13 protein-coding genes are annotated in these 13,474 nt (G+C 39.9%); 3 read left to right on the top strand and 10 right to left on the bottom strand.

Annotation, left to right across the window (positions count from 1 at the left end):
- Positions 1-93: 93 nt before the first annotated feature.
- The 5 genes from J2Y03_RS27885 to J2Y03_RS27865 all read right to left on the bottom strand — a co-directional run bounded on the left by J2Y03_RS27885 (position 94) and on the right by J2Y03_RS27865 (position 3,970).
- Complete coding sequence (locus J2Y03_RS27885; protein ID WP_310200411.1) at positions 94-786, bottom strand: hypothetical protein; 693 nt, start codon at positions 784-786, stop codon at positions 94-96.
- On the bottom strand, positions 787-1,524 hold the full coding sequence (locus J2Y03_RS27880) for a hypothetical protein (RefSeq protein WP_310200409.1): 738 nt from the start codon (positions 1,522-1,524) through the stop codon (positions 787-789).
- Entirely contained in the window at positions 1,511-2,407 is an 897-nt protein-coding gene (locus J2Y03_RS27875) for an ABC transporter ATP-binding protein (RefSeq protein WP_310200407.1), read from the bottom strand. The genes J2Y03_RS27880 and J2Y03_RS27875 overlap by 14 nt, the downstream gene beginning before the upstream one ends.
- On the bottom strand, positions 2,404-2,784 hold the full coding sequence (locus J2Y03_RS27870; protein ID WP_132097226.1) for a GntR family transcriptional regulator: 381 nt from the start codon (positions 2,782-2,784) through the stop codon (positions 2,404-2,406). The genes J2Y03_RS27875 and J2Y03_RS27870 overlap by 4 nt, the downstream gene beginning before the upstream one ends.
- A gap of 340 nt (positions 2,785-3,124) precedes the next feature.
- Positions 3,125-3,970 (bottom strand): VOC family protein, encoded by an 846-nt coding sequence (locus J2Y03_RS27865; RefSeq protein ID WP_310200405.1) that lies wholly within the window; start codon positions 3,968-3,970, stop codon positions 3,125-3,127.
- Between the two features lie 303 nt (positions 3,971-4,273).
- Between J2Y03_RS27865 and J2Y03_RS27860 the strand changes: the two genes are divergently transcribed.
- The 3 genes from J2Y03_RS27860 (at position 4,274) to tatC (ending at position 7,082) form a co-directional block, all read left to right on the top strand.
- Positions 4,274-5,887 carry a PhoX family protein gene (locus tag J2Y03_RS27860; protein ID WP_310200403.1) on the top strand — a complete coding sequence of 538 codons (1,614 nt, stop codon included), beginning with the start codon at positions 4,274-4,276 and terminating at the stop codon, positions 5,885-5,887.
- A gap of 211 nt (positions 5,888-6,098) precedes the next feature.
- Positions 6,099-6,287, top strand: coding sequence for a twin-arginine translocase TatA/TatE family subunit (locus J2Y03_RS27855; protein WP_132097222.1), 189 nt, complete (start codon positions 6,099-6,101; stop codon positions 6,285-6,287).
- A gap of 66 nt (positions 6,288-6,353) precedes the next feature.
- A complete protein-coding gene (gene tatC / locus J2Y03_RS27850) occupies positions 6,354-7,082 on the top strand; it encodes a twin-arginine translocase subunit TatC (RefSeq protein ID WP_132097221.1) in 729 nt (242 codons plus the stop codon).
- A 115-nt stretch (positions 7,083-7,197) separates the two neighbouring features.
- Here tatC and J2Y03_RS27845 read toward each other — a convergent pair whose 3' ends face one another.
- The 5 genes from J2Y03_RS27845 to J2Y03_RS27825 all read right to left on the bottom strand — a co-directional run bounded on the left by J2Y03_RS27845 (position 7,198) and on the right by J2Y03_RS27825 (position 13,057).
- Positions 7,198-8,373, bottom strand: a complete 1,176-nt coding sequence (locus tag J2Y03_RS27845; protein ID WP_310200401.1) for an amidohydrolase — start codon at positions 8,371-8,373, stop codon at positions 7,198-7,200.
- 3 nt (positions 8,374-8,376) lie between these two features.
- A complete protein-coding gene (locus J2Y03_RS27840) occupies positions 8,377-9,630 on the bottom strand; it encodes a Zn-dependent hydrolase (RefSeq protein ID WP_310200399.1) in 1,254 nt (417 codons plus the stop codon).
- An 18-nt stretch (positions 9,631-9,648) separates the two neighbouring features.
- On the bottom strand, positions 9,649-10,854 hold the full coding sequence (locus J2Y03_RS27835) for a hypothetical protein (protein ID WP_310200397.1): 1,206 nt from the start codon (positions 10,852-10,854) through the stop codon (positions 9,649-9,651).
- 281 nt (positions 10,855-11,135) lie between these two features.
- Positions 11,136-11,759, bottom strand: a complete 624-nt coding sequence (locus tag J2Y03_RS27830; protein WP_310200395.1) for a histidine phosphatase family protein — start codon at positions 11,757-11,759, stop codon at positions 11,136-11,138.
- A 131-nt stretch (positions 11,760-11,890) separates the two neighbouring features.
- Positions 11,891-13,057, bottom strand: coding sequence for a TraB/GumN family protein (locus J2Y03_RS27825; RefSeq protein ID WP_310200393.1), 1,167 nt, complete (start codon positions 13,055-13,057; stop codon positions 11,891-11,893).
- Between the last annotated feature and the right edge of the window lie 417 nt (positions 13,058-13,474).

Raw genomic sequence — 13,474 nt, 5'->3', positions numbered from 1 at the left:
TTCAATGAAAGGTGACTGTCCACCCCAGACGCACAATTGTACACGAGCGGTGCCTGTCACCATAATTATCATTATTTTTCTCTACTATTTTCCTTACTCCACATATTGTACATTAAGTTCGGATGGGGCGTTGATTTTTAGGTCTTTGGGAACTTTTAGGTAAAGGATACTGTTTCCTTCGTAAAAGTTGTTTGAATTGCTGAAGCCGCCTTTTCCTGTAAATTGGTTAATTGGGAATGCTTGTTGAAATTGGGTGAATTCTAGTGTTAATCTTTCTGGATTCTCTATCCTCACCGTATTTTTCTCAATCTTCAATTGGAGTGGTTTTTCTAAATCAGAGATGTCCATGCCATTAACACTGGACCCCAATTTATAGTAGACCGCTTCAATTTCGCCATCATTCACTGTTTTTCTTTCTACAATAATCGACATATTGATAAATTCTTCATTTGGAGTTGTTATAGCAAGTTGTTGATCTTGATTATCCAGATTCCATGTCTTTTTGATATATTTACTATCCACCTTATCAATATTCCCTTTTAACACTGTTTCGTATAACTTCATATTCTCATTATCTAGTTGTTTTACATCTATTGTCTTGTAGGTTTTTCCGTTAGTAGGGAGCCAAGGACTCAAGCCAGCACAAATGACCAGGATGGCTAAATAGCCGCCAAAAATCCAGCGAATTTGCTTACCAAAGAAGGTATTCTTTCGACCGCTTCTCTTCGACAGTCTTACTATAGCAATTATAATGATTACGATGATTAATAGAGGTAAAATAGCCATCTACCTCACCTCCAATCGATTGGACAGCAGTGCTGAACTAGAAAAAAGCAAGGTGACTAAAATAACATTTTTAATAAAAAATAAAGCGAATGACGACTCCATAAAAATAAATTTAAATACAGCTTGTAATAATTCCCCATTCATACTTCCCGCTCCAAGGACAATCATTCCAATTAACACACCCGGTACCAAGACAACAAATACCTTATTCAGCTGGACAAGGGTTCCAATAAAATAACCGATTGCAGTACCAAGTAAAACATAGAGAATGGTGGCACCAAAACCAATGATCATTTCTGTTGCAGCAATGGGACTCGATAGATATTCGGTTCGACCCAATACATACATCAATACTTTCATTACGTAAGTGGACATGATGGCCGTTATTCCACCAACGATACTAGCAGTCAACAAAAACAATATATTGGAAAAATTACTGCTCAATCTATTCGTTACAAATACAAAATCGTCATTTCTGTATGCTTGGGTAGTGATATGAATAGCAGAAATAATCGCCCAAACAATCGTGAAAGCAATCACAATATCTGCAGAATAATAATGAACATTCACTCCAAGCGTATTACTGCCTCCGCCTGACATTCCAACACCGTTAAAGGAGAAGAGTATTCCTAACATCTGAATAAAGACCAGGGACATAAACACCTGAATATACGCCTGAAGCTTATAGGCATATTGCTTTTTTACAATATTAAACGTACTAGGCTTAGATAAAGACATCGTCAATCCCCCCTTTCGTTTTACTTGTTAAATACACACATACATCACTTGAAGAAACCGGCGAAAAGGTAAGTCCTGCCTCTCGTGCTTTCTGCTTTTCATACTCAGAAAAATCATTCCTAACCACTGCATACATACGATCTAGACCGATGGTTTTTAAATGGATGACCTCTCTATCCTGTATCCATTCTTTCACATTCGCAGTCAATCCTTGTGCGCCAATCGCCCAACCTTTTAAATCTGCCATTGGCATATGAAGAAATTCTTTCCCGTCTTTTAAGAGTAAGATGTCTTCTAATAAATCCTCAATCTCATTTAAGTGATGGCTGGAGAGTAAAATGGTTCGGGGATAAGCAAGGTAATCTTTTAGCAAAGCCCGATAAAAATCCTTTCTTACTGCTGCATCCATCCCGGTTGTTGGCTCATCAAACATGGTTAACCTACAGCGTGCTGATAAACCTACTATCATATTAAACGTACTTTTCATTCCCTTCGAAAGGTCGTTGTACAGTTGGGCTGGATGAAAGGAAAAGTAGTCAAAAAGACGCATGGCGAGCTCGTGGTCCCAATTTTCGTAAAAGGTTGCTGCCACATTTAATAATTCCTTTAACGTTAATGCTGTTGGAAAATTCATTTGATCATTTATATAAATAACATTTGCGGAAACAAAGAGATTATTAAATGGCTTTTCGGAAAAAACCTCCACTTCTCCTGATGTTTCTCTCATAAATCCGGCAATTATCTTTAGGAGCGTCGTTTTCCCGGCACCATTTCGTCCTATTAAACCGGTAATCTTATTTTCTTCAATGGTAAATGAAAGATTATTAAGTGCTTTTGTTCCCCCATAAACCTTGGTCAATCCTCTGCAATCAATGACGTTCATTCCCCTGCCTCCCCTGTTTTCACATCACGAATCATTTGGATCAATTCCTCTTTACTTACATCTAACCGTTCCGCTTCCATTACAATTTCAACCACTAATCGCTTAAGGGTTTGATTCTTTCGTTTATTTGTGATGATTTCTTTCGCATTACTTGCCACAAACATTCCAAGACCGCGCTTTTTATATAAAATGTTCTCCTCGACCAGCAGCGTTAATCCCTTTGCTGCCGTAGCGGGATTAATCGTAAACATTTCTGCAAGCTGATACTGGGAGTAAATTTTTTGGTCGCTTTCAAAATTTCTGTTCAGAATTTCTCTCTCTAGCCACTCCGAAATCTGCAAATAGATCGGCTTCGTTCCGTCCATATTTAGAATCAACCCGATTCCTCCTTCCTGATATAGTGCATTACTGTTGTAATGTACTATATCACTCTGATTGACAAATAACAATAGTTTTTGGTTAATTTTCCAATTTCAGTAACAAAAAAGCCTGATTCCTATGCCAATACACAGGGACCAGGCCAATTCGAGGCTTCTTTTTATATAATTGCTCTTATTATTTGCGGGTCTCGAACACAATTAGGCTCTATAGTGACCCGTGCTTCTGATTTTGAAGAGTCTCGGTCACTATGGACCTCTTATAGTTCAAGGCGCAAAATAACTATTTCCACGTTAAAATCGGCTTTAAGTTTTTAACAACAATCATTATGGTGTCAGTTTATAAAATCAACCTAATTTCATTTCCTGATGGATCACGAGTTACCAAATAATCTTTTTCTTTCCTTACCATAAAGCCTGACTGCTGCAGTTGATTAACCGCTGTTACTCTAACTGCCTCATCAGGGAAGACGATTGTATACCAATGTAAACCAACACTATTTTCTGGCGGAGTTGGAGCCCCCACTCCCTGCCATGTATTAATCGCAATATGGTGGTGGTAACCTCCTGTTGACAAAAAGACCGCCTGTGGATAGTGGCTTACCACATTAAATCCGAGCCCTTTTGTATAAAATTCTTCTGCCTTCTGTAAATCCCCAACATGCAGATGAATATGACCCATGATTGTCCCAGCAGGCAACCCCGTCCATTCGGCATTACTTTCAGCTAATATCCCATTCCCATCGAGTTCCACCGTAGCCATATCTACCAGCCCATTTTTCCAAGTCCACTCCTTTGAAGGGCGGTCTCGGTATACTTCGATCCCGTTACCATCAGGATCAGTAATATAAAGCGCTTCGCTTACATAATGATCGGCTGCACCAAGCGGGTACCCAGTACTAAGAAAATGGCGTAAGAATACAGATAAATCCGCACGGCTTGGCAGCAAAATTGCAAAGTGATAAAGCCCCGACATCTTTCCTTCTTTTGCTATTACATTTTCAGGCTGTTCAAGAGTAAGTAATGCATTTTTCCCATCTGTTGTTAGGACTACTTTCCGATCTGTTTTTTCTAGTACTTGAAAACCAATTAGATTTTGATAAAAAGTTAGCGCTGTGTCTAAATTTTTCACTTTAAGACTGACTTCGCCCACATAGATATTTGGTTTTTGATGAAAACCTTCCATTTCCTAAATCCCTCCATTTACTTATTAATATTCGACAATCTGAAAAAGTAATTCACTAGATGATCAATAACTATTTGTAGAATTTCGCTACCGATCTTGTTTTTTCCAATCGCAGGGTGAAGCACAAACTATATATTTCGATATTGAAATGGGCTTTATGACTATTTTTATTAAATTTACAGATAATTAAAGTAATTTAGAATTTCTTAACAAATCTTTACACTCCCTTAATTAACATTGGGTTTAGGCCTGCCTATAATCATAGTTGATAGTACTAAATCACCAAAAAGGGAGAATGATTAAATGGATCGCCGTTTATTTTTAACATATGTTGGAAGTAGTACAGCTGCACTAGTTGCCGCTTCATCTGGAATTGGGGCTTTAACCGGAAACGCAATGACTGGAGACCATTTACAGAATGGGCAACCTTCTGGAAAGGGTAAATCACTTACTTCACCGTTCAAACCAATAAGTCGTACATGGGAAAACGATGTGGTACTCCCTAATGGGTACAACTACTCAATTATTGCTTCTTATGGTGATAAGATTAACTCAAAGGGTGAAAAATTTGGGGATGCTGCCGATCTTACAGTCTATTTTCCAATGGATAGTTTACAAGGTGGAAACAATTCCGAAGAAGGCTTGATCTGGGTAAATCACGAGTTCCCTGAACCCGAAAACTATATGAAATTATTAGGAATCAATGAATCTACTTTTACAGGGAACCTTGCAGACTACCCTGAGCTTCTTAAATTGGAAAAAGAAGCTGTCGGTGGATCTGTCATCCACGTTAAGAAAGAAAAAGGTGGATGGAAGCTTGTAGTAGATGATACATATAATCGCCGAGTCGATGGTAATACTCCGATTGAATTAACTGGTCCTGCGCGCGGAACCAAGTATGTGGGTGACGCAACGAGTGTAGTTGGTTCATTAGGAAACTGCAGCGGCGGACGTACTTTATGGAATACCGTTCTATCTTGTGAAGAAAACACAGAATATGGCGATGACTATGGCTGGCCTAATTTTAATGATAATCATTACGGCTGGGTTGTGGAAGTGGATCCGTTTGATCCAAACAGACCTGTACGCAAGCATACTGCCCTCGGTCGCTTTGCCCATGAAAATACAGCAATGGGCTTAACCAATGACGGCAGAGTTGTGGTATATATGGGTGATGATAAAGGTGACGCGTGTTTCTACAAATTCATTAGCAGCAAGAAATTTAATCCTGCCAATCGTGAAGCCAATTTCGATATTTTAGAAAGCGGAACTCTATATGTGGCCAGTATGAAAGAGCAAAAATGGATTGCTCTCGATCATGCAACAAATTCTAAGCTTCAGGGGCAGTTTGCTGACCAAGCTGATGTCTTAACCAATGCACGTGCAGCAGGAAAAGCCGTTGGTGGTACGCTATTAGATCGCCCGGAAGACGTGGAAATTCACCCTCATGATGGCTCTGTTTTCTTAGCATTAACGAACAATACAGGGCACGGAAATTTCCATGGCCAAATCGTTCGATTTGTTCCTGCAAATGCCGATCATGCTAGTGAAGCCTTCACGTTTGAAGTATTTGTTGCGGGCGGACAGCAAAGCGGAATTACTTGCCCAGATAACCTTCACTTTGACAGCAAAGGGAACCTATGGGTTGTTGAAGATTATGGTGCAACAGAAACGAATCAATATGCTGCTTATAAAAACTGTGGTGTATTCATGATTCCAACTGATGGAAAACAATACGGGGAACCTTTCCAATTTGCCTCAGGTCCAAAAGGCAGTGAACTAACAGGTCCATGGTTAACGCCAGACGAAAAAACTTTATTCCTAGATGTGCAGCATCCTAGCACTTGGAATCCATACCCTGGTCAAACATTTGGGCGCTCTTGTTTAGTAGCTGTACAAGGCGGAAGCTTTAAATAATCAAGTGGAAGGAGCCATTCTCACCATGTTCGTTTGTTCAAACCACGTAAAGGATGCCCTGAAGCTTATGTACGTTCCTCATATTAAGCTAATTACAGAGGAAGAGGGCTTTCGTTGTCATCTTTGTAAGAACAAAGCTAAATATAAGCTTTTTCAATATTATCACCAGCGGAACATGACAAGAAAAGCTATTTAAAGGAGGTTACAGTCCATGCTTCAGAACATAGGCATACCTGGATTAATTCTCGTTTTAGTGATTGCCTTAATCATTTTCGGACCATCCAAATTACCGGAATTAGGCCGCGCTGTTGGTTCGACCTTAAAGGAATTTAAGAAGTCGACGCGCGACTTAGTTTCAGATGATGAATCTGATAAAGTGCAGACTAAAAAAGAGATATAAACTATTTTTTATGAAGATGTAGGCGCAAATCAGGTGCTTGCATCTTCTTTTTTAAGGAGGATTATGATGGCTAAGCCACAGGATATGGATTTAATTGGTCATTTTGAAGAATTACGTAAACGCCTCATTATCACAATCGGAACCTTTTTGGTTTTGTTTATTATCGCCTTTATTTATGTACAAGATATTTATCAATGGATTGTTAGCGACATAGAAGTGCAGCTGGCCATTTTAGGTCCGAGTGATATTTTATGGGTGTATTTACTGCTCGCCTGTGTCGTTGCCATTTCAGGTACGATTCCCATGGCTGCCTATCAATTTTGGCTGTTTGTTCGCCCGGCATTGAAAGAAATGGAGAGAAAGGTAACACTAGCTTATATTCCAGCGTTATTTCTTCTTTTTATTATTGGTATCAGCTTTGGATATTTTGTTATATTTCCAATCGTCTATCAGTTCCTTCTCTCTTTATCGGAAGATATGTTTATGACCTTTTTCACCACAGAAAAATACTTTCGGTTTTTACTGCATATGACCCTGCCATTTGGATTCCTATTCGAACTTCCAGTGGTGATCATGTTCCTTACAAGTCTTGGAGTCTTGAATCCTTACAGATTGCAAAAAATTCGTAAATACTCCTATTTTGTTCTTATCGTAACAGCTGTCCTAATCACTCCGCCGGATTTATTATCAGATATTTTGGTAATCATTCCGCTCATCTTTTTATATGAGTGCAGTGTTTTACTATCAAAGGTGGTTTACCGGCGGAAACAAAAAGTACAGCTGGCAGCTAATTAATGGTGCCTGTCACCGCCCGTGGACACTGTCCACCTCAGGCGGACAGTGATTAAACAAAAAAATGGATACTGCCGCTGGCGGTATCCATTTTTTTGTTTAATTGTTATTCATTTGTTTATTCGTTTAAGTATGCCCAAGCATATTGCGCATAGAGTTCAGCACCCGTCGCTAGGGCGTCTTCGTCGATGTTGAATTTGCCGTGGTGATGGGCCCATTCTGTGTCTTTTTCTGGGTTGCCGCTGCCGACGAGGGCAAAGCTGCCTGGTGCTTGGACGAGGTATTCGCTGAAGTCTTCGCCGCCCATGGTTGGTTTTTCGTTATATATTGCATCACTACCAAATGATTCGACAGCTACTTTTTGTACTAGTTTTGCACTGTATTCTTCGTTAATGACCGCTTGAGTTCCACGAGTGTATTCCACTTTGGCAGTTGCACCGTATATTGCCGCCACCTGGTCAGCGTAATGCTGGAGTTGTGTTTCAATATGATCCCTTGTTTCTGGGTGGAAACAGCGGACGGTTCCTTCTATCACCGCATTTTCAGCTATGATATTGAATCTCGTACCAACAACCATTTTTCCAATTGTCAGGACAGCAGGCTGTTGGGCATCGATGGTTCGTGATACGACGGTTTGTACATTCATGACAAAGGACGAGGCCACGACTGCCGCATCAATACAAGCATGAGGCATAGCCCCATGACCGCCCCTGCCTTTAAAGGTGACTCTAAATAAATCTGCTGATGCAAAAGAAGGTCCTGGCGAACAAGCTACTTTGTTTGCCGGCATCTGCGACCAAATGTGAATTCCAAAAACGTTATCCACACCTTCCATTGCACCTTGTTTCACCAATGCCTTCGCACCTTCTGCTACTTCTTCAGCCGGCTGGAACAATAACCGTACATTACCCGGCAATTCTTCTTTTATTTCATTTAAGGCTTTGGCTGCAATCATGAGCATTGCAGTGTGTGCGTCATGTCCACAGGCGTGCATTTTACCTTCTTCTTTGGACGCATAGGGTAAATCCTTGTTCAGTTCCTCAACCTGTAAGGCATCCATGTCACCCCTTAAGGCAACAGTTTTTCCCAGCTTTCCGCCTTGAATTTCGGCGATAACACCGGTTGGTTCTGTTTTACGATAAGAGATTCCTAGTTTATCTAGATACTCGCAGACAAACTGAGTGGTTTTGAATTCCTCCCATGATACTTCCGGTTCACTATGAAGCTGTCTGCGTAGTTGTGTTAGTTCTTCACTATAGATTTGAATCGCTTCTTTTATTTTTGCATGAATCATTATTTATTCCGCCTCCGTTAACTTTTTGGCTGCTTCAAATAGAATTTGGACTGCATTTGCTACATCACGAGAATCAGACCATTCTTCCGGACAATGACTTAATCCATCTTTACTTGGAATAAAAAGCATTCCTACATTCGTAAAATCGGAAAAGACCATCGCATCATGACCTGCACCGCTGTTAATCGAACAGTTAGGAATATCCAGCTCATTAGTCGTTTTCTTTAGCAAAGAGACAATGTCCTTGTTCATCTCTTTTGGCTGGATATATAAAAGCTGCTCAACGGATATTTCTATTCCATTCCTACTATAAGATACTGCTAATTCTTTCACCTTTTCGATAACATTCTGGACATGTTCTTCCTTCCCTGAGCGAATATCTACAGTAAACACCGTTTTATCAGGGATTACATTCGCTCCATTTGGGAACACATTCAACCTGCCTGTTGTGACAACCGTATCCTCTCCCTCCGAGCCCGCAAGCTCTGGGAATTGTGCAATCATCTTAGCCGCAGTGACTAACGCATCTGCCCTTCGATCCATCGGAGTCGTACCGGCATGCCCAGCCTGCCCCTTGACGGTAACTTCTAATTGAGTCAAACCAACAATCGCTTCCACCACACCAATGGGAATACCTTTTTCTTCAAGAATCGGTCCTTGTTCAATATGCAATTCCAGGTAGGCCTTCATGGTCTTTGGATCTCTTTTTTTCGGAAGCGAAGGATCGAGTCCCATTTTCTTCATTGCATCGACAGCATAAATTCCATCTTTATCTTTTAAACCATTAAAACCTTCCTCATCTAATAATCCGACGATTCCGCGTGATCCCATCAGACCGCCGCCAAATCTAGAACCTTCTTCCTCGACTAAGGCAATCACTTCTAAAGGATATTTTGGTGTTAAACGGTTTTCAGCAAAAAGTGCTGCTACCTCTAGTCCTGCCACAACTCCCGCTGGCCCATCATACGATCCGCCATTTGGAACCGAGTCAAAGTGCGACCCAATAAGGACACTTGGCGCATCCTTCAGCGTTCCTTGCAGCTTTCCAAAAATATTGCCAAAGCCATCTTCCCTGACTTGTAAGCCGTATTCCTTCATTTTTTCTTTTAAATACTGACGTGCCTGCAAATCCTCATGGCTGTATGTAAGCCGGGTAGTACCTTTACCCGGTGTGGCGGTAAAGGTACTTAATGTATCAATATGACTTTCAACCCTTGCCTGTATAGTTGCTAGATTACGATCTATTTTCACATGCATTCAAGTACACAACCTTTCTTACAAGAACCCTACAAAGATACCTGCTAAAATGACCGAAACCATCGTAACGGTGATAAATCCGCCGACAAGCATAGGAGGCAGCATATTGCTGGTTAGCATTTCTCTTTCTTTTTCATCCTCTGTTAAGGATTTTATGACCTCGTTTGTGATAATATAGTCAGCTGGAAATCCATATAAAGCTGTTAGTGAAACAGCAAACGCCATTTCTTTGCTCACTTTTAACAGTTTTCCGGCGATAAAGGAGAAGATATACATTCCGATTACACCCAATACAATAACACCTACAAGTGGATAAATGATTTCAAGCATCATGCTTGGTGTAGCCTGTTTTAAACCATCAAAGATAAACAGCATAAGCGCCATGATGGCAAATCCGAAACCATTTGCTTTTTGTAATACCTGCTTTTCTAGGAATCCTGCACTAGTGGCAATTACCCCGTACAATAAGCATAGAACAAACGGGCTGATAGAAACGATTGGTGCTAATAGTGTTGAAGTTAGATAGGCAAGGTATGCTACTAAGGCTAGCCTTAAAAACTTAAAAAAGTCTGTATTATATTTCTCCGGCATATTTTTAAACAGCTTTAGCTCTGGCTTTGCAACTGCTGTTGCAGCAGCGACCTCCGCTGCTGCCCCTTCTTGTGCTGTCATAGCAAGTTGCCCGCTGCGATACTGCTGAAGAAGTCTCTTCCCTTCCTTTTTCAGAACGATGGAAGTAATCGGATATCCCGCAAATCCCTGCATGACATAAATGACGATGGCAAATACCGATAATGTGGCTAGACCGGCTTCTTTAGCACCCTCTGACATGATCAGCGCCGATACTACACCACCCACTAGCGGCGGAATCGCAACAACGATGGTTTCAAAACCGAAAAGCAATGTTCCAACACCAAATAGAAGTGCGATTATTCCTAAAATACCTGAAAGCGCAATGATGATCGTCTTCCACTGATTCTTCAATTCCTGAAGGGAAAGCAAAGTTCCCATATTTGTAATTAATAAGTACATCATCATCGTGGCTACCACTGGCGGTACTCCTGCCAATGCTACGATGTCTTGCGGAAAGAATGTCCAATAACCTAGAAGGAACAGAACAGCGCAAACGAAAATGGATGGCACCCAGGCCTTTGTTCGAACGGCAACTAAATCTCCAATAAATAGAATAAGTAAAAGAATGACTAAAGCTAACATTTGTGACATGAGCGGTTCTCCCTCTCTTGGATGAATTTGGTATTATTTCGTAAATCGAAACATTTGTATTACTAGAATAATAATATAATTATACTTTTCAGTCAATTTAAATTATTTATAATTTTCTTGTAATCGATTTCATTACCTTTCCATAAGCATTATGTAAAATTTTCTATATTTGAAAAAGTAAATTATTATTCTAAGAATAGAATTAGTCAGTCCTCATGTTTTAACTTTTAGATAAAAAAAGTACACCCCCATTTACTGCTTGAGGGTGTACTTTTACAATATTACTGGACGACAGGTACAAATATTTTCTCGTACTGATAATCTCCATTTACTTCATTTATTTTAATTACAGATGCATTCTCTACCGGTTTGAAATTTTTCAATTCCTCTGTTGGCCAATTCATCAAAAAGGTTAGCAGCATATGAATAAAGGCTCCGTGAGAGACAACGACTACATTTTCATATCGTTGCTGCCTTCTTGCTCGTTCGACTACTGTATGCATGAACATCGTCGCCCGCAAATACACATCGGCTAAGGATTCCCCATTTTGAAAACGAAAGTAAAATTGACCCGCTGCTTTGAATTCCTTCTTTTTCTCCGGGGTACGATCCGTAAAGTCATAAAGATTTCCAAGCTCCCATTCTCTAACTAGTGGACTTTCAAAAAACGGCACCTCCTCCGGCAACTGGGAGTGAATGGCCTTTGCCGTTTGAATCGTGCGTAAATAAGGAGAACTATACAAAACAGTCCTTGGAGTAACAATCGTTTTGAAAAATTCAGCCGTTACCTGTGCTTGTTTATGTCCTAACTCTGTTAAACTATGCTGCGAATCATGCGTATGTGCCATCACTGTTTTATCAACATTATGCTCTGCTTCACCATGACGAATGAGATAAATATTCACCTTTTTCCTCCCTTATTTCAATTATCAGATATCTCTATTCTACTTCAGCACACTAGCTAATTACGCATTAACCGTTCGACAACATCTTCCAAGTAGATAAAAAGGCACCTTCCATTTGGAAGGTACCTCCTTTAAAAATTATCTAAGAATAAACGGATGACATCCGCTCCTCCTATAAGTGTTCCTAATGAACCACCAATATTCGTCAAGATGATTACTAGTAGAACCCTGGTAAACTTATTACGCCAAAAGCCCTTAATTGAAAAAACATCCTCAGAGAGTGTTTGAAAATCTGCTACACTTGGTCGTTTAATATAAGCTTGTACAATTCCAGATACCCATCCTGCTGCCAATAATGGATGCAGGGTAGTAATTGGCGCCGCCACAAAGGCAGACAAAATAGCAAGAGGATGCGCTAAAGCAGCTGTTGCACCTATTGCTGCTGAGATCCCAGTCCAAAGAATCCAGCTAATCGCTTGATCCATACCGGCAGAAGGATTGAGAAAAAAGGTAAATGCAATTATTGCGACTATAAGGGCTGGAATTGCCCAACCAATGATTTGAGGTGCTTTTGACTTTGGTTTTGTTTTTGTTAGCGCTTGTAAATCTTGGTTCTTATGAATTTCTTTTGTTATCCCTGGTACATGTGCTGCACCAAGAACAGCGACGATTTTTTTACCTGGTGCTTCCTTAATCTTTTGAGCTAAGTATTGGTCGCGCTCATCAATTAAAGGTTTTTTCAATCTAGGAAACGCTTCCGAAATTTCAGCAAGCGATGCATTCAATGTATCCTGAGTTTTCATTTTCTCAAGTTCTTCTTCAGAAATAGACTCTTTATTGAAGATGCTATAGAAAATAGACGTTAGCAGCTGCCCTTTACCCCAAAAGCTAACATTGCTCCAAATTCTTGAAAAAGTAATTTGGATATTGCGGTCCGCTAAAACGAGCTCCGCCCCGATTTCTTTTGCTGATTCAATTCCTTGAATCATTTCCTGTCCCGGTTTCGTATCAAATTGCTTAGCTAAACGATTTTGGAAAGAAGAGATAGCGAGATTCATGATGAGTAATGTTGCTTTCTTTTCTTTAATAACCTTAAAGATATCAGTCTCTCTCCATTTATTCCCTTCCATAATGGCTTTGTATCGTTGTTCATCCAATTCGATACAAACAGAATCAGGGCGTTCTCGATCAATGACTTCCTTTACCTGCTCTACACTTTGTTTGGAAACATGGGCAGTACCAATTAAGATAATTTCTTTACCATCTAAATCAATTCGGGTTATATTTTCTTCCGTCATAATCTACTTCCTTCATAAAAATATACTTATTCAAATGTCTATATCTTTATAATGAAGGACAACCGACAGAATTTCAACAGAAAGAATATTGGTGCAAAGGTTCAAAAATAAATTATAATTAATAGATAATAATATAATCGGTTCTATCCCCATACTTAAAAGCAGGGGCTTTCCCGATTTAGTATTGGGTAAAGCAAAATGTATATCAATTCACACCGCTTTTTGCGGTGCTTTTGTTTTCAAAAAAATAGCCCAATCCATATGAATTATGCTATTAATCCGTATCTATTTCGTAGCTTTTTGAACTAAAGCTACCCGTTACTTTAATAGCAATAGGTAAGATTTTGATGTAATCTCCATCTTTTCCCCTGCTCCACACCCAACGTGCGATTTTCACCGCATTAGGCGTTCCATCTT

The organism is Neobacillus niacini (assembly GCF_031457145.1).
GTDB classification, from domain to species: Bacteria; Bacillota; Bacilli; order Bacillales; family Cytobacillaceae; genus Neobacillus; species Neobacillus niacini_J.
This window is presented reverse-complemented; position numbering and strand designations above follow the sequence as displayed.

Coding starts and splice junctions, on each gene's coding strand:
- J2Y03_RS27840 (WP_310200399.1), bottom strand. CDS start 9,630: ATGCATGTGAAAATAGATCGTAATCTAGCAACTATACAGGCAAGGGTT.
- J2Y03_RS27880 (WP_310200409.1), bottom strand. CDS start 1,524: ATGTCTTTATCTAAGCCTAGTACGTTTAATATTGTAAAAAAGCAATAT.
- tatC (WP_132097221.1), top strand. CDS start 6,354: ATGGCTAAGCCACAGGATATGGATTTAATTGGTCATTTTGAAGAATTA.
- J2Y03_RS27825 (WP_310200393.1), bottom strand. CDS start 13,057: ATGACGGAAGAAAATATAACCCGAATTGATTTAGATGGTAAAGAAATT.
- J2Y03_RS27845 (WP_310200401.1), bottom strand. CDS start 8,373: ATGATTCATGCAAAAATAAAAGAAGCGATTCAAATCTATAGTGAAGAA.
- J2Y03_RS27855 (WP_132097222.1), top strand. CDS start 6,099: ATGCTTCAGAACATAGGCATACCTGGATTAATTCTCGTTTTAGTGATT.
- J2Y03_RS27835 (WP_310200397.1), bottom strand. CDS start 10,854: ATGTCACAAATGTTAGCTTTAGTCATTCTTTTACTTATTCTATTTATT.
- J2Y03_RS27860 (WP_310200403.1), top strand. CDS start 4,274: ATGGATCGCCGTTTATTTTTAACATATGTTGGAAGTAGTACAGCTGCA.
- J2Y03_RS27865 (WP_310200405.1), bottom strand. CDS start 3,970: ATGGAAGGTTTTCATCAAAAACCAAATATCTATGTGGGCGAAGTCAGT.
- J2Y03_RS27875 (WP_310200407.1), bottom strand. CDS start 2,407: ATGAACGTCATTGATTGCAGAGGATTGACCAAGGTTTATGGGGGAACA.
- J2Y03_RS27885 (WP_310200411.1), bottom strand. CDS start 786: ATGGCTATTTTACCTCTATTAATCATCGTAATCATTATAATTGCTATA.